The organism is Neptunicella sp. (genome assembly GCF_048268085.1).
Taxonomy (GTDB): Bacteria; Pseudomonadota; Gammaproteobacteria; order Enterobacterales; family Alteromonadaceae; genus Neptunicella.
In genome coordinates, this window is record NZ_JBLWWF010000009.1 from 116,198 (window position 1) to 137,936 (window position 21,739).

The 21,739-nt window shown below is 44.9% G+C and carries 25 protein-coding genes; 7 read left to right on the plus strand and 18 right to left on the minus strand.

The annotated features are described in order from the left end of the window. Nucleotides 1-14 precede the first annotated feature (14 nt). Nucleotides 15-1,367 (minus strand): sensor histidine kinase, encoded by a 1,353-nt coding sequence (locus tag ACTD55_RS09360; protein ID WP_438864063.1) that lies wholly within the window; start codon nt 1,365-1,367, stop codon nt 15-17. Then, on the minus strand, nt 1,357-2,784 hold the full coding sequence (locus ACTD55_RS09365; protein ID WP_438864064.1) for a sigma-54-dependent transcriptional regulator: 1,428 nt from the start codon (nt 2,782-2,784) through the stop codon (nt 1,357-1,359). Before ACTD55_RS09365 ends, ACTD55_RS09360 begins: the two co-directional genes overlap by 11 nt. Nucleotides 2,785-2,972: 188 nt before the next feature. Here ACTD55_RS09365 and ACTD55_RS09370 point away from each other — a divergent pair, with 188 nt between their 5' ends. Genes ACTD55_RS09370 through ACTD55_RS09380 form a run of 3 tightly spaced genes read left to right on the plus strand, consistent with a single transcriptional unit; the run spans nt 2,973 to nt 7,530 of the window. Beyond that, on the plus strand, nt 2,973-4,283 hold the full coding sequence (locus ACTD55_RS09370; RefSeq protein WP_438864065.1) for an efflux RND transporter periplasmic adaptor subunit: 1,311 nt from the start codon (nt 2,973-2,975) through the stop codon (nt 4,281-4,283). Nucleotides 4,284-4,294: 11 nt separating this feature from the next. Further along, complete coding sequence (locus ACTD55_RS09375) at nt 4,295-4,975, plus strand: ABC transporter ATP-binding protein (protein WP_438864066.1); 681 nt, start codon at nt 4,295-4,297, stop codon at nt 4,973-4,975. Nucleotides 4,976-4,995: 20 nt separating this feature from the next. Continuing rightward, complete coding sequence (locus ACTD55_RS09380) at nt 4,996-7,530, plus strand: ABC transporter permease (protein WP_438864067.1); 2,535 nt, start codon at nt 4,996-4,998, stop codon at nt 7,528-7,530. Nucleotides 7,531-7,600: 70 nt separating this feature from the next. Here ACTD55_RS09380 and ACTD55_RS09385 read toward each other — a convergent pair whose 3' ends face one another. Together ACTD55_RS09385 and ACTD55_RS09390 are read right to left on the minus strand one after the other, a co-directional pair. After that, nucleotides 7,601-8,881, minus strand: coding sequence for a hypothetical protein (locus ACTD55_RS09385; protein ID WP_438864068.1), 1,281 nt, complete (start codon nt 8,879-8,881; stop codon nt 7,601-7,603). Between the two features lie 76 nt (nt 8,882-8,957). Then, nucleotides 8,958-10,022 (minus strand): YeiH family protein, encoded by a 1,065-nt coding sequence (locus tag ACTD55_RS09390; RefSeq protein WP_438864069.1) that lies wholly within the window; start codon nt 10,020-10,022, stop codon nt 8,958-8,960. 97 nt (nt 10,023-10,119) lie between these two features. Between ACTD55_RS09390 and ACTD55_RS09395 the strand changes: the two genes are divergently transcribed. Beyond that, nucleotides 10,120-11,004 carry a LysR family transcriptional regulator gene (locus tag ACTD55_RS09395; RefSeq protein ID WP_438864070.1) on the plus strand — a complete coding sequence of 295 codons (885 nt, stop codon included), beginning with the start codon at nt 10,120-10,122 and terminating at the stop codon, nt 11,002-11,004. Here the strand turns inward: ACTD55_RS09395 and ACTD55_RS09400 are convergent. Next, nucleotides 11,001-11,702: a type 1 glutamine amidotransferase gene (locus ACTD55_RS09400; protein ID WP_438864071.1), complete on the minus strand. Its 702-nt coding sequence runs from the start codon at nt 11,700-11,702 to the stop codon at nt 11,001-11,003. The two genes, ACTD55_RS09395 and ACTD55_RS09400, sit on opposite strands and share 4 nt — an antisense overlap. Before the next feature lie 3 nt (nt 11,703-11,705). Further along, complete coding sequence (locus ACTD55_RS09405) at nt 11,706-12,053, minus strand: DUF4870 family protein (protein ID WP_438864072.1); 348 nt, start codon at nt 12,051-12,053, stop codon at nt 11,706-11,708. A gap of 114 nt (nt 12,054-12,167) precedes the next feature. Between ACTD55_RS09405 and ACTD55_RS09410 the strand changes: the two genes are divergently transcribed. Further along, nucleotides 12,168-12,866: an aspartate/glutamate racemase family protein gene (locus tag ACTD55_RS09410; RefSeq protein ID WP_438864073.1), complete on the plus strand. Its 699-nt coding sequence runs from the start codon at nt 12,168-12,170 to the stop codon at nt 12,864-12,866. Nucleotides 12,867-12,944: 78 nt separating this feature from the next. Next, nucleotides 12,945-13,202: an RNA recognition motif domain-containing protein gene (locus ACTD55_RS09415; protein WP_438864074.1), complete on the plus strand. Its 258-nt coding sequence runs from the start codon at nt 12,945-12,947 to the stop codon at nt 13,200-13,202. A 9-nt stretch (nt 13,203-13,211) separates the two neighbouring features. Here the strand turns inward: ACTD55_RS09415 and ACTD55_RS09420 are convergent, their stop codons facing one another. The 5 genes from ACTD55_RS09420 to ACTD55_RS09440 form a co-directional block, all read right to left on the minus strand. Next, a complete protein-coding gene (locus ACTD55_RS09420; protein ID WP_438864075.1) occupies nt 13,212-13,655 on the minus strand; it encodes a GNAT family N-acetyltransferase in 444 nt (147 codons plus the stop codon). A 22-nt stretch (nt 13,656-13,677) separates the two neighbouring features. Beyond that, nucleotides 13,678-13,971, minus strand: coding sequence for a hypothetical protein (locus tag ACTD55_RS09425; RefSeq protein ID WP_438864076.1), 294 nt, complete (start codon nt 13,969-13,971; stop codon nt 13,678-13,680). Nucleotides 13,972-13,973: 2 nt separating this feature from the next. After that, nucleotides 13,974-14,801, minus strand: a complete 828-nt coding sequence (gene sseA / locus ACTD55_RS09430) for a 3-mercaptopyruvate sulfurtransferase (protein ID WP_438864077.1) — start codon at nt 14,799-14,801, stop codon at nt 13,974-13,976. A 93-nt stretch (nt 14,802-14,894) separates the two neighbouring features. Further along, nucleotides 14,895-15,659, minus strand: a complete 765-nt coding sequence (locus tag ACTD55_RS09435; RefSeq protein ID WP_438864078.1) for a class II glutamine amidotransferase — start codon at nt 15,657-15,659, stop codon at nt 14,895-14,897. A gap of 57 nt (nt 15,660-15,716) precedes the next feature. Next, nucleotides 15,717-16,163 (minus strand): GNAT family N-acetyltransferase, encoded by a 447-nt coding sequence (locus ACTD55_RS09440; RefSeq protein WP_438864079.1) that lies wholly within the window; start codon nt 16,161-16,163, stop codon nt 15,717-15,719. 264 nt (nt 16,164-16,427) lie between these two features. Here ACTD55_RS09440 and ACTD55_RS09445 point away from each other — a divergent pair, with 264 nt between their 5' ends. Next, nucleotides 16,428-16,616 (plus strand): hypothetical protein, encoded by a 189-nt coding sequence (locus tag ACTD55_RS09445; RefSeq protein ID WP_438864080.1) that lies wholly within the window; start codon nt 16,428-16,430, stop codon nt 16,614-16,616. 384 nt (nt 16,617-17,000) lie between these two features. Here ACTD55_RS09445 and ACTD55_RS09450 read toward each other — a convergent pair whose 3' ends face one another. The 7 genes from ACTD55_RS09450 to ACTD55_RS09480 form a co-directional block, all read right to left on the minus strand. Next, nucleotides 17,001-17,621, minus strand: a complete 621-nt coding sequence (locus ACTD55_RS09450; RefSeq protein WP_438864081.1) for a YdeI/OmpD-associated family protein — start codon at nt 17,619-17,621, stop codon at nt 17,001-17,003. Between the two features lie 21 nt (nt 17,622-17,642). Further along, the gene (locus tag ACTD55_RS09455) at nt 17,643-18,170 is read right to left on the minus strand and encodes a DUF6622 family protein (protein ID WP_438864082.1); all 528 of its coding nucleotides are present in this window, start codon (nt 18,168-18,170) and stop codon (nt 17,643-17,645) included. Nucleotides 18,171-18,218: 48 nt separating this feature from the next. Next, a complete protein-coding gene (locus ACTD55_RS09460; RefSeq protein WP_438864083.1) occupies nt 18,219-18,623 on the minus strand; it encodes a VOC family protein in 405 nt (134 codons plus the stop codon). A 157-nt stretch (nt 18,624-18,780) separates the two neighbouring features. Further along, nucleotides 18,781-19,206, minus strand: coding sequence for a GFA family protein (locus ACTD55_RS09465; protein WP_438864084.1), 426 nt, complete (start codon nt 19,204-19,206; stop codon nt 18,781-18,783). A 242-nt stretch (nt 19,207-19,448) separates the two neighbouring features. Continuing rightward, nucleotides 19,449-19,865 carry a GFA family protein gene (locus tag ACTD55_RS09470; RefSeq protein ID WP_438864085.1) on the minus strand — a complete coding sequence of 139 codons (417 nt, stop codon included), beginning with the start codon at nt 19,863-19,865 and terminating at the stop codon, nt 19,449-19,451. A gap of 243 nt (nt 19,866-20,108) precedes the next feature. Continuing rightward, a complete protein-coding gene (locus ACTD55_RS09475; RefSeq protein WP_438864086.1) occupies nt 20,109-20,591 on the minus strand; it encodes a cupin domain-containing protein in 483 nt (160 codons plus the stop codon). A 616-nt stretch (nt 20,592-21,207) separates the two neighbouring features. Further along, complete coding sequence (locus ACTD55_RS09480; protein ID WP_438864087.1) at nt 21,208-21,711, minus strand: hypothetical protein; 504 nt, start codon at nt 21,709-21,711, stop codon at nt 21,208-21,210. Nucleotides 21,712-21,739 lie beyond the last annotated feature (28 nt).

A 21,739-nucleotide genomic window follows, 5' to 3' on the forward strand; every position in this document is an offset into this window, starting at 1 on the left:
CTGTTTCCCGTTAATTAAAATATCAAGCTGAACAGTGCACCACCGGCATCACTGCGACTCAGTTTAACACTGCCCCCATGGGCAATCATGACCTGACGGGTTAATGCCAGCCCCACGCCGGAACCTTCTTTTTTGGTGGTAAAAAAGGGCACAAACACTTTATGTTTTAATTCATCCGCAATGCCATGACCATTATCTGCCACTTCAATCACCACATGTCCACGCCGATTCAATAAGGCGCGCATGGTTACTTCGGGCTGAGGAATGTTTTCCAATGCCTGCTCTGCGTTATTTAACAGATTAATCAGTATTTGCTCGACCATCTGCACATCAACTGTCATTTCCAGAGTTTGAGGCTGAATATCGGTAATCAGGCGAATGCCCTTTTGTTGCCACTGTTGCGTTGCCAACGTTTGCACCTGGGTAAATAACTGCTGAATATGGATACGTTTAATATTGGGAGCCGGCAATCGGGTCAATCGTCGGTAACTGCCGACAAATTGCATCAGTCCTTCGCTACGACGGGCTACCGTTTGCACTGCATGAGCAATGTCATCCAATTCGTCAGTCAGCTCAGGTAAGCTTTGAGCCTTGCCTTTAGCATCTTCAACCAAATCCACGGCTGTTTTGGCCAGTGAAGCGACCGGGGTAATGCTATTCATAATTTCATGGGTTAATACCCTGACCAGATCTTGCCATGCCTGCAATTGTGCGTGGTCCAACTCACTTTGAATATCCTGTAAACTGAACAAACGCTCAGACTGACCGGCAATAATGATTTGAGTGGCAGATACCGCCAACTGGTGTTGCATATCGTCGACCATAAAATCGACCAGTCGCCGTTGTCCGGCCTCCAGACTCGCCAATTGCCGCGCAAAATCATCACCAAACTGGGCTAAATCGGATAAACGCTGTACGTGATAACTACCAAATAAACGACGGGCGCTGTTATTCCATAACACAATGTCGTCATTGGCATGGATACTCATTAATGGCACCGGCACATGCTCAACAACAGCTTTTAAGTGGCGCAGCTGTTGTTCCTGATCAGCACGACTGGTTTGAAAACGGGTAAGAATTTCACTGAAAGCTTGCCCCAGTTCGGCAAAACCGGCACCCAAATGCTGAAATTCAAAACGTTGTGAAAAATCAGAATAACGTGCCGCCTGCAAAAACCGGGTTAGTTCGGTATTGGTCTTACGAATAAAACGCACTACCTCGACGGCCTGCGCAATCAGCAATATCAGCACCAACAGACTGGCCGCCTGATAGCCACCATGGGATAAAAACACACTCAACAGAATCAGCATCAACATCAACAGCACAATGCGGATGCTGAGTAACAGAGAAAAACGATTAAAGCCCATGCTTTTCCATTCTCCGGTATAACGCTGCGCGAGTTAGACCCAGCGCTTTAGCGGCATGACTGATATTAAACCGATGTTTTTTCAATGCCTGCTCGATCGCTGTTTTTTCCAGTCGCTCCAGATTCAAATCCTCGTTATCGGTTATCTCGATGTGTTTTGTGGTAACCGCCAATGCCGCGTTGGTTGCCAGTTCACCGGCCTGATTAGGCGTCAGTTCCAGCTGAAAATCCTGTTCTGTCAGTTGTGTCGAAGTGGTTAGGATCACCGCCCGTTCAATGGCATGGCGTAATGCCCGCACATTACCCGGCCAGGGATAATCCCGTATTTTTTGCATTGCCCCTGCAGAGATCGTCATATCCGTTTTGGCATATTTTTTAGCGTAAAGCGCTAGATAGTGCAGCGCAATAGGTTGTATATCTTCCTTGCGATCCCGCAGCGGGGGCAACGCAATTTCAACCGTATTGAGACGGAACAGTAAATCCTGACGAAAGCGCGATTCATTGGTTAATTCCGATTTGGCCACATTGGTTGCGGCAATCACTCTGACATCGATATCGACAGGCTTATTGGTGCCCAGTGGTGTAACCTGACGCTGAGCCAATACCGTCAGCAGTTTTGCCTGTAAATGCAACGGAATATTACCAATTTCGTCCAGAAACAGCGTGCCTCCCTGAGCGGCCTGTAATCGGCCAATGCGCTCCTCGTTAGCACCAGTAAAAGCGCCTTTTTTATGCCCGAATAATTCACTTTCAAATAGGGTTTCAGATACCGCCCCCAGATCCACTGCCATAAACACATGCTGACACCGCTGACTTTGTGCATGCAACTGACGGGCAACCAATTCCTTTCCGGTGCCGTTTTCCCCCAGTATCAATACATTAGCTTGTGTCGGTGCGCTGCGCGCAATTAGCGACATCACCTGTTGCATTGCCGCAGATTGTCCCAGAATAAGTGGACCGGAAACCTGTGCACTGGCGGTCGCCAATAATTGGTTAGCCTGACGAAGACTATTCGCCTCGCGGCGTGACTGACCAAGCTGCACTGCGGCAGAAAGGGTAGCGACCACTTTTTCATTTTGCCAGGGTTTGGCAATAAAATCGGTGGCCCCCAGTTTCATCGCTTCAACCACCGTATCGACTCCACCGTGTGCGGTGATCATCACCACCACCGCAAGCGGATCAAGCTGCAAAATACGCTGTAACCATTGATAACCTTGCTGGCCTGAGCTTTCCCCTGGCCCAAAATTCATATCCAGCAAAATGGCATCAAAGCGATGTTCGGCCAGTAGGGTGGGAATATGTTGTGGCTGATTACAGATACTCACATCGGAAAAATGCCGTTTTAACAGTAATTTTCCTGCCACCAGAATATCTTCATCATCATCGACGATCAGCACATGACCCTGCTGCTTATCCAATCCATCACTCCGCTTGCTAATTATAACTGTTCATTATCGTACACCTGATGTTCAATTTCGCACAACAAAAACTGTCCATTAATGAACACTTAAAATAAATATCCTTTAAAAACAATAGATTAAATATTGGTACGCTTATTGATATGTTTTCTATTAATTCCGTCGTGATTAACTAATAGCGAAAAACTATGCAAAACCAGCTCAGTTCCATTCCCCAATCCGTTAGTGCTAAGCCTTCTGCGGTGTCAGGTTCGGGAATGGATCGCAAAGTCAGTAAAAAAAGCAAAACTTATAAATGGCCCATGCTTATCGCTGGTATGGTTTTGCTATTTGCGTGGCTAGCTTATCAGTCTTTCAGTACCTCATCGGGAAAGGCTCTGACTGTTAACAGCGAGCGAGTGGTGATTTCCACCGTCAGCAGTGGCATCTTCGAGGATTTTATTCCGCTGCGCGGCCGGGTCACCCCCGCCAAAACCCTGTTTCTTGATGCGATTGAAGGCGGGCGGGTAGAACGCATTCTGGTGGAAGATGGTGCCAATCTCCAAGCCGGTGATTTAATCGTGGAATTGTCCAATGCCTCGTTACAACTGAATGTGCTGGGTAACGAAGCGCGGGTTGCCGAACAGCTGAATAATATGCGTAGTATCGAACTCAGTCTGGAGCAGAACCGCCTGCAACATAAACGCAATTTGGTGGATATTAATTACCAGATTTCCATGCTAACCCGGCAGTTAAAACGCGAGGCGACGCTGGTTAAAAACGATTCCATTAGCCAGTCTCAATATGCGGATACCCAGGATACACTCAACTGGTACAAAAGCCGTCTCAAACTGACTCTGGAAAGTCAGGCCTCTGATGCCAAAATGCAGGAAGCACAGCTAGCGTTTTTGCGCGAAACCAGCAGCCGACTGGAACACAATCTGGAAATTTCGCGGCAAAATCTGGACAACATGAATGTACGCGCTCCGGTGGCGGGCAAATTATCCGGATTCAATGTAGAAATTGGTCAAAGCATTGGTCGTGGCGAACGTCTGGGACAAATCGACACACCCAATGATTACAAACTGACTGCATTGATTGATGAATTTTATCTGGGGCGAGTGGATATTGGCCAACAGGTGCAATACGACCAGTATCAACTGCAAGTCTCCAAAATTTACCCACAAGTACAAAATGGCCAGTTTGAAGTGGATTTAGCCTTTGTCGGGCAACAACCCCGCAATATACGACGCGGTCAAACGATTCAGACCAAACTGACTCTCGGTGATGAAAGTAAAGCCTTACTTATTCCCAATGGCGCTTTTTATCAGGATACCGGCGGTAACTGGATATTTGTTGTGACTGCTGACGGTAGCCAAGCGGTGCGACGTCCGGTGCGTTTGGGACGACGTAACAGTCAATTTATTGAAGTGATTGAAGGACTGGAACAGGGTGAACGGGTCATCACCAGTCCTTACACCAGTTACCAGAATATGCAAACACTTAACCTTGCCCAATAAGGATCAGAATTATGTTAAAGCTGCACAATTTAAGTAAATTTTTCCAGACCGATGAAATCGAGACCGTCGCGCTTAATAACGTCAATATTGAAATTGCCCGGGGCGAATTTGTTGCCATTATGGGCCCTTCAGGCTGTGGAAAATCAACCCTGCTGAATATTATCGGCATGCTGGATAGTCCCTCGGAAGGCCAATACCATTTTATGCAAGAACAGGTCGCGGGTTACTCCGAGGCTCGACTGGCACAAATTCGTAAACAAAACATCGGATTTATTTTTCAGAACTTCAACCTGATTGACGAATTGACGGTAGAAGAAAATATCGAACTGGCGTTGTTGTATCACAATATTCCCGCAAACGAACGCAAACAGCGGGTTGCCAATGTCATGGATAAAGTCGGCATCGCCCATCGCGCTAAACATCGCCCCAGTCAACTGTCTGGAGGTCAGCAACAACGCGTAGCAGTGGCCCGTGCGGTAGTGGGTGATCAGGCGATGATTCTGGCCGATGAGCCCACCGGCAATTTGGACAGCGCTCATGGTCAGGAAGTGATGGATATGCTTAAAGCATTAAATGCAGAAGGCACCACCATTGTGATGGTTACCCATAGTCCGGCTCATGCCGATTATGCCAGCCGGATTATTAACCTGTTTGATGGTCACGTAGTGACTGAAAACGTTCGCGCAGCCTAGGCAAAATAGAGGATTTCCTGATGTTTCAGCATTATCTCATTACCGCATGGCGCAATATTGTTAAAAATGGGCTGTTTTCCGGTATCAATATTTTTGGTCTGGCCGTTGGTCTGGCAAGCTGTATTCTGATTATGCTGTTTGTCCGTGCAGAAATCGGCTACGACAGCTGGATCAAGGACAGTGATCGTGTGGTTCGGCTACATTCTGCCTATCATATTCCCGGTCGCCCGCCATTTTTAACCGTGCGTTCTGCTGGCCGTATGATGGAAGCGATAAGGGATTACGCCAGTAATGAAGTGGCAGACGGTGTGCGTCTGATTCAGTTTCAGCAGACTATCCAGCAACAAGATGATGCCTTTCCCGAACAAGTCACCCTGGCCGATGGCAGCTTTTTTAATGTGCTGGACTTACCCTTTGTGCATGGCGATAAACAGGCGTCTTTCAACAAACCTTTCGATTTGGTTGTGACGGAAGAAACAGCGCAAAAATACTTTGGCCGTACCGATGTGGTCGGTGAAACCATGACTATCTGTTGTGTGAGCGATCAACCCACCACACTGCCAATTACCGGTGTGATTAAAGACTTGCCCGACGCCACCCATTTTAATTTACATATGCTGGTGTACCTGCAACCGGCGTTGTTTGCCGACAACTCCAGCATGCTGGATACCTGGACTAGTGTGAATGTATATACCTACTTCAAGCTTAATCCAGGCATTAGCGTTGAGCAGTTACAACAGCGCATCGATTACTGGGTTAATAATGAAAGTCCGTTTGTACAAATATTCGAGCAGAATGTCGGCAGTATGCAAAACAATTCAAAAGTCACTGATTACTTACAACACAAAGTGATGCCGCTGACAGATCTGCATCTGCATGCTCGCGATGACGCTGGAAATATGGGTGACTTTAGTGCCATGGGTGACTATAAAATGGTGGTGACTTTTATCATTGTTGCGGCGCTGATCCTGTTAATCGCCTGCATAAACTTTATGAATCTGGCCACCGCCAGAGCCAGCCAGCGGGCCCGTGAAGTGGCCATGCGCAAGGTTTTAGGTGCCAGTCGCACTCAGGTAGCAATGCAATTTTTGAGTGAAGCGGTTGCCATCGTGTTGATTGCCCTGCTGTTTGCCTTGGTGGCAGTGGAGATTTGTCTGCCTTTTTACAACGCGCTATTAAACCGGGAGCTAAGCCTTAATCTATTCGATGATCCGCAATTATTCTTGGGATTAATTGCCGTGGCACTGTTGGTTGGAATAGGTGCGGGTCTCTATCCTGCGTTGTATTTATCCCGTTTTATGCCAGCGCATATTCTGCAGGCCAGCAAAGGTGGTGAGTCAGGCGGTTCCGCCACATTACGTACCGCTCTGGTTATTTTTCAGTTTGCCATCTCCATCATTCTGGTCATCTGCACCATTGTGGTATATGGCCAAACACTGTATGCCAACAAAATTGATGTAGGCTACCAAAGCGACAACAAGTTAATTCTTAATGTACGAGCTGCAGGCAATAATCTGCAAAGTCTGAAGCAAGAATTACTCAACTTGCCAGAAATCACTTCTGTGGTGTTTTCATCTGAAGCGCCCACTCAGGATAATGAAAATAACCGCCAGTTTACCCTGATCCCGCAAAGTGCCGACAGCGACTCAGGCTTGGCCGCGCCAATCCAGCAAGTTCTCAATTATTACAGTACCGATTATGGATTCTTTGAAGCCTATAACATCAGCCCTATTGCCGGACGTTTATTTGATCAGGCCTATGGCACAGACAAAGCCGTTCAGCAACCGGATGGTGACAATAACATTGGCGCCGCGTCAGTTATTCTGAATGAATCAGCGGCACGCCGCTTAGGTTTTAGCCAGCCCGCTCAGGCGATTGGGCGTACGCTGGAGTCGAACTTATTCGGCAATGGCCTGCACCACCTGACCATTATCGGTGTCACGCCAGATATTTATTTCCGCTCGATCAAATTCGATATTCGCCCCAGCGTTTATCTGTTGCGGGAAGATCGTTTTAGAGTGGCAAATCTGTCATTTAGAACCGATAACTTGCCGGCCCTGATCAGTAAAGTGGAAAGCATCTGGAAAGCCCAGGTACCTATGCAACCCATCAGTCTGCAATTCTTAACCGAGATGATGGTGGCCCAATATAATGATGACGTGACCACTGCCAAAATGTTCTCAGCGTTTTCACTATTGGCTATCGTGGTTGCCTGTCTGGGATTATATGGTTTGGCGGCCTTTACCGCTGAACGACGTACCAGAGAAATAGGTATTCGCAAGGTAATGGGTGCGCAGGTAAGGGACATTGTTAAGTTACTCATCTGGCAATTTTCCAAACCGGTGTTTATTGCCAACCTTATCGCCTGGCCACTGGGAACCTATGCGATGCTAAGCTGGTTGCAGCAATTTCCCTATCGGCTCGACCTGTTCTGGCTGGTGCCGATATGTTTGGTGACGGGCTTACTTTCACTGCTTATTGCCTGGGCAACGGTGGGTGGCAACGCGGCCAAAGTGGCCCGAGGCAACCCGGTCGATTCGTTACGCCATGAGTAATACGGTTATTCCAGAACCATATACAGAACCTACTCTGTATATGGTTCGAAGGCAGGTGAGAGCCGGATAATTACCAATCCAACGAAGATGGCAGTCTGGGTGACGACAATATTTGAGTGAATCGCGCCCAGCGTTGATCCTGATCATCGGTTTGTTCAACATAGGTTTTGATCATATCTTTCCCCCAGTTGTAGTTGATCACATAGGCACCATAGGTATCAAAAAAACGCACTCGCTGGGTGGCTTTTTCCTTGCTGCTAAAACTGTATTTTTGCAATAACGCCACCGCTTTATTTTTATCAATATCACCATTGATATACATACGCGCGATCTCATTACTGGCGTAACTTAACTTACTGGTCAATGCGGCAAAATGCTCAAAGGATTCGGCTAATGCGGGATCAATTCCTGCCAGAGGAAACAAAACACTTTTCTCGAATTCCGCCTTTTGATTACCGGGAAATGCCAACTCAATACCATAGTTTGCGCTACCTTCGGCAATCAACGACTGTGGGCTAAATAGCGGGTACACGCTAAACTCAACCCAGCCACGTTTCTTAACTAAATTATCTTCCAATAATGCATTGTAGGTATGATGGCCGGGGTAACCTTCGTGACAGCCTAAATCTACCGCACGGGAAATATCGATAGGATATTCGGTATTGACCTGAATCAAACTGTAGGCATTACCTTTATACCAGTTATAACCGCTCCAGGGTTTGTCGGTAACATACTCCAGGGTAAAGTTTTCATCATCCAGCAGCCCAATATGCGCTTTAGTGCGGTTGCGACATTCTTCAATGGCCCGATCAAACACAGTGGTTAATTTGTCTTTAGGAATTTCGAACTGTTTTTTGAACGCCGCGATACGACTTTCTATTGAACCGCTACCGGGGAGCATTTTTTCCAGTTCTGCGACCAAAGGGTCAAAATCAGATAGCTTATTGTGCGGGGCTTCGGTGTCATATAAATCGCGACTTTGTGCATCAAAATCGAGTTTTTCTACTCCGGATAAATTTTTCCCGTGAGCGACCAATGCAACCAGTTGCTGATCCAGATAATAAATCCGTAAACGCTGCATTAGTTCGGTATCGGCTGATAGCGTTGGTAACTGAGTACGCAATATTTCAGCATCACTGACAATCTGATCGACAGGTAACTTTTTGCCCTTCGCTTCTTCGGCCCATTCTTTGGGGCCGTAGTAGGCATCCACATAACCGGAGTCATGTTCGCCCAATGCCAACACCAGTTTCACGTATTGTTCAGCGGTCTCATCCAACGATTGGGCTCCCCATAGTGGACTCAAAAAGAAGACGGTAAATAGTAAGGTTAATAATTTTATTCTTTGCATTGTGTTATGCCATGGTAAGAGAAAAACAGACGCTAACGATAGTACTCAATCTATCCACACACCTTCAAGGATAAACTTATCCCAGTAACCTGGTTATCAGCAGATTGATGATGTAACCGCCTAAGGTTAAAAATAAAAATAAACAGGCGGCTAGTAACAATGGTTTAGCACCTGCGTGCTTTATCGCTCCAATATGAGTGCGTAATCCTAGTGCCGCCATGGCCATGGCGAGTAGCAACGTATCGAGTTGCACAATCATGTTTACGAGGGCGTCAGGTAACCAATTCAGCGAATTTAAGCCACTGGTGACAATAAACAATACCGCAAACCACGGAATGATATTGTTCGATAGACCACGATTTACTGTTTTATCCGACTTTACTGGCATGCCGCGCACAGCCAGCAACATTAAAAATGGCGCTAACATCATCACTCGCAACATTTTTTCGATAACCGCCGTATTCGCTGCCGTGTCGCTAATTGCTGCCCCCGCCCCCACCACTTGGGCTACTTCATGCACCGTTGAACCAACCCAGACGCCATAAGCCTGTTCACTAAAATGAAGATAGGGAAAAACCACAGGATACAAAAACATCGCAACCGTACCGAATACCACCACAGTTGCCACAGCAACCGATACTTTATGCGCCTCAGCCTTGATGACCGGTTCAGTGGCTAATATTGCTGCAGCACCGCAGAATGAGCTTCCGGCTCCGATTAAAATAACCGTTTGCCGATCCAGCTTGAACCATTTTGTGCCTAAATTAAGCGCCAGGGTCAATGTCGTCAGCACCATCGTTAAATCGATCAGTAACCCTGTCCAGCCGACGCCGACAATTTGTTGAAAGGTAATTCTAAAACCGTACAAAATAATACCAATGCGTAACAATGTCTGCTTCGAAAAGTCCACACCAACATCGGTTTGAGCTTCTATGCGGCTAAAGAGTGTATTACCTAAAATCATGCCAAAAATAATCGCTAACGTCAGCGCACTTAACCCCCAGTCTGTGACCCATTTAAGCTGCGCAGTACCAATCGCAACGATAGCGATTAACGCCACCAGCAACACACCGCGAACCCCATTAGAATAAATGACAGAGTTAAACTCGTTGATGGCGACACTGGCTACTTTTGTATTCATGACAAGGCTCATACATGGTTTGATTTACCCGTTTAGCCTAAAGACTGATACTATATAACTCCAATACATATAATTTATGCTTGGATAACTTTAAGTTATGAAATTAAATCTGCATCACTTACGAATTTTCTACACTGTGGTTAACACCGGTAGCTTTTCGCTGGCTGCGGAGCAATTATTTATTAGTCAGCCTGCGGTATCTAAAGCGGTGCGTGAGTTAGAAGAACAACACAATCTAAGGCTAATTGAACGGGGAGTGCGGGGTAAAAAGCTGCAATTAACTGATGGTGGTGCCATGTTAATTGAGCACGCACGCAGTATTTTCGCCCTTGAGCAAGCCGCTTTAGATGGACTTCATGCCCATACCGGACTAAAACAAGGCACGTTAGTAATTGGCACCAGCACCACCATTGCCGCATATTGGTTAGCCCCCTATCTGGCTGAATTCCATCAGCGATTCGCCGATATTAAGCTTGAAGTGATAGTCGCTAACACCCAAACCATCAGTCAGGCTTTGCTTGATTGCACCATTGATCTGGCGTTGGTAGAAGGTACGGTAAGCGATCCCAGAATTGATGCTATTCATTGGCAATTCGATCCGTTAATCGTGGTCGCGAGTCCCAATATTACCGGTAATGACATTTCTACCAAGTGGTTAAATAATCAAACCTGGTTAGTACGTGAGCCCGGTTCGGGTACGCTGGAAACAACGCTCTCACTACTGGCGAAACATCAGATTATTCCCCAACACAGTATTCAATTGGGTAGTAACGAAGCAATTGCTCATTCGGTAGTACAAGGAATGGGGTTGGCGATGTTGCCACTGGCGGTCGTTGAGGACTTGATTACGCTACAGCGACTCATGCCTGTTTCATTGCCGGATCAAAAAACGCTCGGCAGACCCTTAACTTTTTTAAATTATCGTGAACGACCAGATTCACCCGCCGCCCGTCGTTTTATTGAGTGTCTGTTTGATGATTAATTATCTTGCGCGAAGCGGAGGAGTAACTTTTCCATAATCTGGTTGATGGTCACAAATTTGTCTGAATCGGCCAACATTTGCGCGGCACTTTGCACATAATCAGTACCATCCAATTCATGGATGCAATGTTGAATGAGTGCGGCGGCACTCTGCGGGGTGGTTTCCAGATGAAATTGCAAGCCGATCACCCGATCAAGGTAGACAAAGCCCTGATTTAAACAAGCCTCGCTGGATGCCAGTGCAATCGCTCCGCCCGGGGTGGAAAAGGTATCACCATGCCAATGAAATACCTCTAAATTGGCCGGAAAGACCTCTGCCAACCAGCTTAATTCGGCTTCGGCCGACAATCTTATTTTATGCCAACCAATTTCTTTATAAGTATTACTGGTAACACTGGCGCCCAAAACATCGGCAATCAACTGAGCGCCTAAACAAATACCCAGCACACGCTTTTGCGCATCAATAGCCTGTTTAATAAATTGCTTTTCTGCTTGCAGCCAAGGGTAATCAGTCTCGTCGCTGATCCCCATCGGCCCTCCCATCACGATCAGCCAATCGATATCTTCTAGCGCAGGTAATTGAACCGATTCGAACAAGCGGGTACCAGTGATTTGGCAGCCCATATTTTGCAAAATCGAATGCATACTGCCCAAATCTTCAAAGGGCACATGCTGCAAATAATGGACACGAAAGGTCATTGATTATCCCTGGTAAGACTTATTTGACGTAAGCTTGGCCAAGCCTTTAACCACCCTAAAAACTCCCCAAATACCCGTTATGATTAAAATCAGTATGCCAATACCCAATATTGTCAGTATACCCCCCAGAATCGATAACCCAATTACCCACCAGAAAGTGGTGCTAATATTGTCATAATGATCAGCAAACAAAGTATTGCGTGCTTCTTCTCGTTTGACGATTGCCCATATACCGCCTATTAACCAAAAAATACCGGTAAAAAGACCGACTAGCATCAGCACATAGGCAATTAATGCATTGGTTTTTGCCCGCTCATCTGCCTGACTTAACGTAATATATTGTTCTGTCATAACCCTTCCCTTGCTGTTTAAATGATCAATCTCAGTGAGTACACTGTATATCGGTTAAACCGTTTTTTTAAGACGTGAACGACAATTTTTACCTCAATAATCAGGAGATATTAAATGAAAACCATTGGACTGCTTGGTGGAATGAGTTGGGAAAGCAGCTTAAATTACTATCGGTTAATCAATCAGGGAATTAAGTCCAGACTGGGTGGATTTCATTCTGCCAAGTTAATTATGCATTCAGTAGATTTTGCTGAAATTGAAGAATTACAAAGACGCGATGACTGGGATGCGAGCGCCCAAATACTCTGTCACGCTGCCAAAGGTTTACAAGCTGCCGGTGCCGACTGCCTGTTAATAGGTGCCAATACCATGCATATTGTGGCACCTGCCATTGAACAGACCGTGAATATACCCTTAATCCATATTGCCGATGCCACGGCAACTGCCATACAAGCCCAAAACCTCAGCAAGGTTGGACTATTAGGCACAGCTTACACTATGCAAAAACCTTTCTTTAAAGACAGGCTCCAGCAACATGGCATCGATACCATCGTTCCTGCCATGAATGAACAAGATAGGGTTCACCAAATTATTTTCCAGGAATTGTGTCAGGGCGTAATTACACAAGAGTCTAAGCAATATTATCTAAACTGTATTGATAAGCTTATTGCTCAAGGTACACAAGGTATTATTTTGGGATGTACCGAAATTGGGCTATTGATTGATGATAACGATACCTCAGCAGCCCTTTTTGATACCACCATCATTCATACCAATGCTGCAATAGACTTTGCACTAACTCAAATATCGTGAGTCTGTTTTGAGTAAAAGACGTAGTTTATAGCGATAAATGCTATGCTACTTAGCCTAATCCGCAAACCGAATATAAAGATGAAATTATTAGTCCGTAATCTTGATCGTAATACCGACGAAGCCGCCATTAAAACCTTGTTTGAAGGCCATGGAGTAGTGCAATCCTGTAATCTGGTCATGGACAACGCCACCGGCAAATCCAAAGGCTTTGCTTTTGTTGAAATGCCTAATCCAGGCGAGGCCAAAGCCGCCATGATGACCCTTAATGCCTATAAGCTGGACGCCAATAAGATTCGAGTTAAAAGAGCCGAAAACAAGCCCACTGACAACGCGTAAGACTAATGCTTATTCGAGCTCCATATGGAATTCCAGATCATCCTCCCCCACATAAGCAAATCCCAGTCGCTGATATAGCTGCTGGGCTGGATTATCTTTGAGTACCGTCAGACTCAAGCTTTTATTCTGCTGTCTTACCTGTTGAATAAAATAATTGAGCACCTGACGACCTAACCCTTGCCCCTGAAAATCCGGGAATATTTGAATTTGTAGAATTTTAATATGCGTTTCGGCCTCCACATATTTAATCATGCCGACTTTATTATCGTTGTGATGAATAATAAAACTGTGATCAAATTGATGGGCTACCCGTGTCCTGTGCTGTTCATCGGTTAAAAACACACCGGCTTGTTGCAAATGCTCAACCATGGTGGCTTTTCGTAATTGAAGCATAAAATCGAGATCACTTTCCTGAGCCTGAATTAGTTCAAATTGAGCGTTTTTTATTTCCATTGCAGATTCCAAGTAACATGATTTAGCGAGTTAACTCATCGCAACCACCGATTAAACATTCCAGACCGGCCAATATCGGTTTATCACAGCGTTTCGCATCCAGTTCACCCGCTATTTTGGTTAACTTAGGACAGAAGTAAACGTTCACATCACAGTGCAATCCGTTATCCGAATTTTGTCGCCAAAACACACCAATATCAGGATCATGTGCCGCATCAGGAAACTGTTCGATAACGGCCTGTTTAATCTGTTGCAGTACACTGGATGCCAACAGTGCATCGCCAATATTTTTCCAATACCAATCTGTGCTGTTCATCACTACCGATCAGATTCAATAGGTAAATCGGCATTAGCGCCCCATTCAGCCCACGAACCATCATAAAGTGCCAAATGCTGAAATCCACACAAATAAGCCGCTAACATGGGGATGCACGCGGTCACCCCTGAACCACAACTAAAAATCAGGCGATAATCCGCTTTGATATTCGCTGCATTAAATAACGCTCGCAGTTTCTCCGATGGATGTAATTGACCGTTTTCGACACACAATATAAACGGAATATTAATCGAGCCGGGGATATGACCAGAGCGCAAGCCTTCTCGGGGTTCTGGTTCTTTACCATCAAAGCGACCCGCTGAACGGGCGTCAATGATTCGGGTTTCCGGTTGTTCAATCGCCGCCAACACTTGCTGGCATGTGACTAATTTATCCGCATCGAATAAGGGTTTAAATGTCGAATGCAACTCATTTTGTCGGTATTGGTTTGTGATGGGTAATCCCGCTTCAACCCATGCCGGTAAGCCACCATTTAATACCGCCACATTGCTCAAGCCCATGACTTTACACATCCACCAGGCACGTGGTGAGGAGTACACTCCCACATTATCGTAAATCACAATGCGTGAATCAGCACCGATACCCATTGCTTGGATAAGTAACTCAAACTGTTCCGGGGGCAGCATGGTATGAGGCAACGGTGAATCTTGCTGGCTAAATACGTGATCAATATCAAAACGCAGAGCACCGGGGATCACATCAGTGCTGCTCGCTATAGAAAACCCAACCGGCTGCATACTGGCATCCAGAATCACCAGATCTGGGTCATCTAAGTGTTGCTGTAGCCATTGAACGTTAACAATATTCATTTTTCGATCCGCAAGATGTGCCTGTAACTGGTTAACCAATAATAACGCGACCAATCAAAACATTAACTTTTATTAATGGAATTATTTCTGATTTTAGATTGGCTCCCCAAAGCGGAACAACTGTCCTTCGCCTGGTTGCATTTTGTGCCATTGCTCGTTGGCCGTGAGTGGTTCGGTGGCAATTACCGTCACCACATCATGCGGTGTGGTTTCTTTGGCAAAATCGATATCCACATCAATATCGGATAGATGCGCCACCCCAAAAGGGGCTCTGCGAGTGATCCATTGCAATTTAGTGGAACAAAAGGCCAGCAAATATTCACCGTCGGAGATCAGCATATTAAAAATACCAAACTCACGCAGTTTATTCGCTTCGCGACGTAAAAAATTGAATGCCGAACGACGTTTAGCGGGACGCTTGGGAAAGCGCTTGTCCAGTAAACTAAGCAAATAACAAAAAGCTCGCTCGCTGTCGGTGGTGCCTACTGGAGTAAAGCGATCGACCGGCAAATTCTGATAACCATGCAATTGTCCGTTATGTGCGTAGGTCCAGTTGCGCCCCCATAATTCGCGACTAAATGGATGGGTGTTTTCCATGCCAATCCGGCCACGGTTGGCTTGTCTGACATGAGCAATCACCGCTTTACTCTTAATGGGGTAGTCCGATATTAAGCGAGCTATTTCCGATTCATAGCTGGGCAGCGGGTCTTTAAAAATGCACAACCCTTTGTTTTCATAAAATGCCACACCCCAGCCGTCTTTGTGCGGACCGATTCGTCCACCACGCTCACGCAGGCCTTTAAAACTAAAGCAAATATCCGTTGGCACATTGGCAGACATGCCCAATAATTCACACATAACTAATCGATAACCTGTTGATACACATAACGTTATTTTAATCCAAAGTCGGTTGAACTAGTCAAACGTAAAACGGTATAGCAAGACCGCTTCATCTTTTTGACCTCCAACCGCGCAATAGGCGTTTTGGGCAGTTAAATTGGACGATTCAGTCACTAGCCACGCACTACTGCACTCCAGTTGTTGAGCAAACTCGTTCAAAAAGGCAATTAATGCTGTGGCAACTCCGAGATTACGGTACTCAGGTAACACACAAACCTCATTAATAAATAATCTGGCCTGTTTATCCAGATGCACGTAGTGAACAGCAGAGGCAAAACCAATAATATTTTGCTCACAAACAGCAATGACCAGATGATGACGAGAATCGCTGAAGAATTCGGTGGCGCTGTCGGGCTGTAAAGGATAGTCAAACAACCTGTCGCCCACCTTAATTAATGCAGGCAAGTCTTCCACTGTGGCCATACGGATGACGATGCCCGCATTGTCTAAATCTGCCTGCATAATGCCTTCTCCTTATTGCTTCCCCCAATCAACAATATCACTTGCGTTTATCTGCTGTCTCTTTTCTACGACGGGCTTAATCACCTGGAAATACCGGCAGACCGGCGTTCACATGGGTTTTCATTTCGAGGACTGTCTTATTTCTCAGACAGTTATTTTGCAAACCAATGACTTAAACAAGCGTGCAGCCCTTTAAAATAGCGGCCTTTCGTAACTGGCACATATTTTGTTATTTGATGTTATAACAGCAATATTGGAGTATGTATGTTAAAAAGCACCTCAGCTAAAATCGTTGTATTGGCCACCAGTTTATACGCAATGGCCATATTTGGCTCAACAACACATTCAACCACCCGAGTAAATGAACACTATAGCAACGCGCCGGATCGTGTTATCCACCAAATGCCAGCCACTGAATCAGATATGATTCAAGCCATTTACATGAAAAATTAATGCACTAACGACTGCGCAACATGCGCAGCAGGTATTTGATAATATCGGCCTCTGAGCACAATCGGGGTGCCTGATATCAATACACTAAGATTTTTGTTTGTTTAGTAAGGACAGGCCCCAAAAAAAGACCGCAGCCCCAGCGCAACCTAAAAATAAAAAAATACCAACCCCTACAGGAGAACCCCAAGAGAAAATACTATAAAAACCGTCCATTCTGTTTCCTTTAGTTAACATGTTGTTTGACAAGATATTTCATACAAAATAATAGCAGGAATTTATCTATTTACTCGGGCGTATAGTGCATTTTCTTATGGCACCGTGTTAGTACAGCAAACTCATATAAAAACGAGTGCCAACAGAATATGAATCCACTGGGTTAAAGATTCAGCGTTCAGTCGCCCCTTTGCCGGTAAAAATTTTATCGCGGAATTTGGCAATGCGAGCGATACGTGTCTCGGCTTTTTTGGCAGAATTGATATTTATTACATAACTTTTCTGCCGACCCGGTGTAAGCACGTGAAAAGCCTCTGCCAACTCAGGATCAGCATCCAAAGCGTCAATCAGTTCATCGGGATACTCGAGGGTGTCGGGCTCTTTGGGCGGCTTAATGCCCGCTTCGGCATAGCCCATAGCCTCTTGTATGTAACTAATGATAACCGCTTCCATTGCTGCGACTTGATCATTGGCGGTAAAGCGGATCATGTCGGGATGACGGGTATTGGGTCCTTGTTTTTCCAATACTTTTTGCGGATCAGTAAGCAATGCTGCGTTAAAAAAGCTCAGCCGAAAGTCATGCCGAAAAGCCCCAATAAGGACAATGTTACGGCCACCATGCAGGTAGCATGGATGCCCCCATTTTACCGTCTCGACCAAGGCTAAATTCTGGCAAATTTGACGGAGTTTCTTAAGGCCCGAGTCCCATTGTTTGATTGAACAATCAGGTGTAGCAAAGCGATCGCACCGACCACATCCGTTGATAAAAAACTCCTCAATATTGGTTATCATCATCATCTCCGTGATAGTTTTTTATGTTAGGCCGACAACATTGTTCCGGCTTACATGCCAGATAGAATATGCTCTAGCCATGAATATACCGCTAAATATTCCGTATAACAGACTGCAAAGTACAATAAAGATTTGATTGTTTACCATATCCGGACTCAGCGCAGACACAACACCAACCGCGTATTTAGTGAAAAATATCGCCATCATTAATCCAAACGGAAACCAACTTCCCTGAATCGTATACCTGGCTTGGTTGCTATCATAGGTAACCCCATGCACGGTGAAGCAAGTAACAACGATCAACGCAGTAACCAACAGGCTGACTAGCCACAAAGTTATAGGTAAAAAATTAGGCCCAAAACTGCTTAACATCCCAAAATAAGAAAGCGCCACCATGCCAACAGGGAGAAGGAATATCACATATTTATTGACGACACGCTCGCGACTTTGCTGCCACCCTAAATAGACCAACAATACCAATAAACCAAATACCCACAACGGAGTATGGGTAATAATTTCAATTAACATTTTATTGTCCTTTAATGCCACTCAGTACGAATATTGCGTCCATACTTTGCAACGATTGTTAACAGATGTCTATGTGCCGCAGTTAAGTTTCCAGGGAACACCAAAGCGGTCAATAACAATGGCATAACGTGCTGACCAGAAGGTGGTTTGGGGCGCTAAAATAACTTGTCCTCCTGCGCTAAGTAAGTCAAACATCGTGTTAACTTCGTTCTCTGAACTGCAACCCAGTAGTAAATTAAAACCTGTGGGCTGTTGGTATTGCTCAGGTTTTACATCCGCACCGGCTAACTCAATGTCTTTGATCAAAATATTGGCGTGAACAATTTTATTCTGCCAATCAGCTGGCTGCGTTGCCGAGACAGGGGAGTTTTTATACGACAGCATTGTGCCAATGGTTCCATGCAGATGCTCTGCATAAAACTCAAAGGCCTCTTGGCATTGACCGTTAAAATTAATATGGATTGATAAACTCATGACGATTCCTTTTAGATCCCAACACCAAGTTGCCCCACACAGTTAGTGCCCCCTAAACATTAAAGAATGCGACAACTTGCATCGACGCGTCCTGAATAACGGGTGAGCAAGCAGCCTGGTAGACTTCCGCTGAGCGGAAACAAACTATCTCTTGTTTTTAAAACTTACCCGGGAGCGCCGGAAATTCGGGGCTATTCTGGATACTCTCAACCCAGGTACATCTATCCTCGCAAAAGATTCTATCATCTGGTGTGATGGGGATATCTTCATCAAGACTGCCCGCGGGTACCACTAAAAATGTAGCTGCTCGGTTTATATATGGCACGCTAGAGCCACAATTTTTACAGAACTGCTTTGTCCAGCTTTTAGCCGATTCCAGCTCGAAGCGTTGTATATTTTCTTTACCCGACAGCCAAGTAATATTCTCAGGCCGGGCAAAAATGTTCGACGCATGGGCAGAACCTGTAGAGTGCCGACATCTAGAACAATAACAAATATGAAACGACGACATCTCTCCATTTATTTCAAATTTGATCACCCCACATAAACATTGACCCGACGCCTTATTCAATTTTGAACTCATAAACTTCTCCAATAGTTTTACCGCCGCCAGCAAGGACAATTAGCCGACGCGAGCCACCTTCCAGTTATTAAGCTGAAGAGCAATTAGAATACCGATGACAATGAGCAATATTTCACCACACGTGTAGCAGAAATATCTTTGGATTTTACCGTCCATTAATGATGGTAAGCGCAGTTTCCTAAACACTCGAGACATAGCCGTATCCTTTAACGCGAATCTGATGATGTTGCTCGTTGCCCTTTCTAGGGCTGTTTATCAAAAACCTTAACTCCCTCAGGGATTTGAAACCAACTTTGCTTTTCGCTTACCCAGACATGAATCGTCGGATTGATGATGCTAGTGTCTGACAAGTTGCTAGGCTTGAGCTTTAATTTATCTGGCTGATTAGGGTCAAAATGATAAATTCTATTTCCACAGGTTGGGCAGAACTTTGCACCGCTTGTATTACCGCTATCAGCCACTCGGCTCCAGCTCTTCATTTCACCTTGAAACTTAACACTATCGGTTTTTACCATTGCAGTTATGCTAAATGCACTGGTGGATAATTTTTGACATTCCTTACAATGACAGGCAGCGACCAACAAAGGTGGCTCCAATAGTTCATATTGGACATTGCCACACTGACACGAGCCCTTAATTGGATATTCTGTATTGCTCAATTTACCCTCCTGATAACGACTGGCTGCTAACACCTAAACAACGAAAAACGCGAGCGCAGCGGAACCGAGCAAGCGGTTAGCATTCACTTCACTTTATGCGCTTGTTATATTTCATTATGATGTTTGTTTTTAAAAATTAAATAAATCACTGTGCCAACAACCACTTACATAAATATTTGAGCTCTACTCGTCCTTGAAATATAACGCCGTCCCAGCCACGAAGTGGCGAACAACACCACCTTGTTACGCCTTTTTACCTGCATTTGGCTCACTAATGCTTTCAATGTCCACGAGATTCCATTTCAAGCCTTCGTGTCTAAAGATACGTTTTTTCTGATTCGGATAATCAGCTACATCGTGTGGTAGCCTTTGACCAACAACAATACAACGAAGTGTGGATTTGCCGTTGTTGTATAGTTTGTGGGCTTCCCCACCTGCTCGATAGCCAATAAAGTCACCGGCTTTTACCGGTGCAACCTGATCGCCTATTGTCGATTGTGCTTCGCCCTCAAGAATGAAAACACATTCCTCTTCGTGATAATGTTTATGAAACTCTGTTGATTCTTTACCTGGCTCTATTTCGATGATGTGAAAACCAATACTTTTTAATCCAGTCAGATCGCCTAATGATTTATTGATTCTTTGAGCATTCGGATTCAGAAAATGAGTTTTCTCTATTCCGTCATATTCCTCTATCTCGGTTTTCGTGATGATGTATTTATCCATGATGTCCTCTTGGGGCATAACGCTTCACATATGGGGTGCAGCGAATGAACATAATGTGTTTGTTAGAGTCCCTCAACTGAACCTCAAAGGAGGCGAAATCTCATAGTTTAAATTGTCGAAATACGCTTTGAAGCCTAAAACATCATGCGCGAAAAACTGACCCACAATAGCGTTCAATTTTTCTGGTGAGTTCAACTTATACTCCTTTTGATAAAGAGAACTGTATGAGATAAACCAGAGTGACTTGGGTACTTTGCATTCTAGCCGAATCCTGTAATCCACTTTTGAATCAATTGATATCTCGATAAAATCACTTGATGTTTCATGGAACCCAAACATCGATTCAAGTATTGCTAGATCCGCATCTTCGTAAAAGTCCTTTTGATTTTTTATATACTGACTCGTTATTTCTTGTGCTTTTGCCAAATTAACAAGTTCAATATCTGATGGGCCGTCTACTGAGCATTTGTAAAACATCCTTTTCATAAACCCTCGAACTCTAACGCCCGCAGCATGCGCGGCTTTGGAATGTAGGCACCGCCGCAATGGAAAAGACGTCGCCGTGCCTGCGATTGTTAGGCCACTTCACGCTTATATTTAATAACATGACAGACCATTACCGAATTCTGTAACCAGAATCTAGACCAGATGGCCTTTTACGCATTAAGAACAAATTTAGGAATTTGTCTTGTTCAATATCCTGATTTTGAAACGTAAATGAAATTAGCTCTTTTTTCATGTCGTAATTAAGATACTGACATAGAACATTTTCCCGTACTTTTCCGATTCTGCCGTCATATGTCACATCAAGATTAACAAATGTCCGAGATACATCAATATTATCTCTCTCATATAAATCAAGAAGCTCTTTAGTACCTGCCGGAATATCGCCATTAAACCGCTTGCTATACAACTTTTTCAAATCATTCAGGCTGGCTTTGCCTTCTGTGCGCTCGACACGATTAATCACAAGTCCATCAGGACTAGGAACAACTTCCTTCAATAGATCAATACAGACGGCCTCATCCTTTGGAGTTGATAAAAGCGAAGATGAATTTTCGGAACATGCAGCTAGCGATATACCAACAGTAATAACAGAAAATATTCTTAATGCGTTCATGAAACCTCTCATTGAATTGCCTAACGCC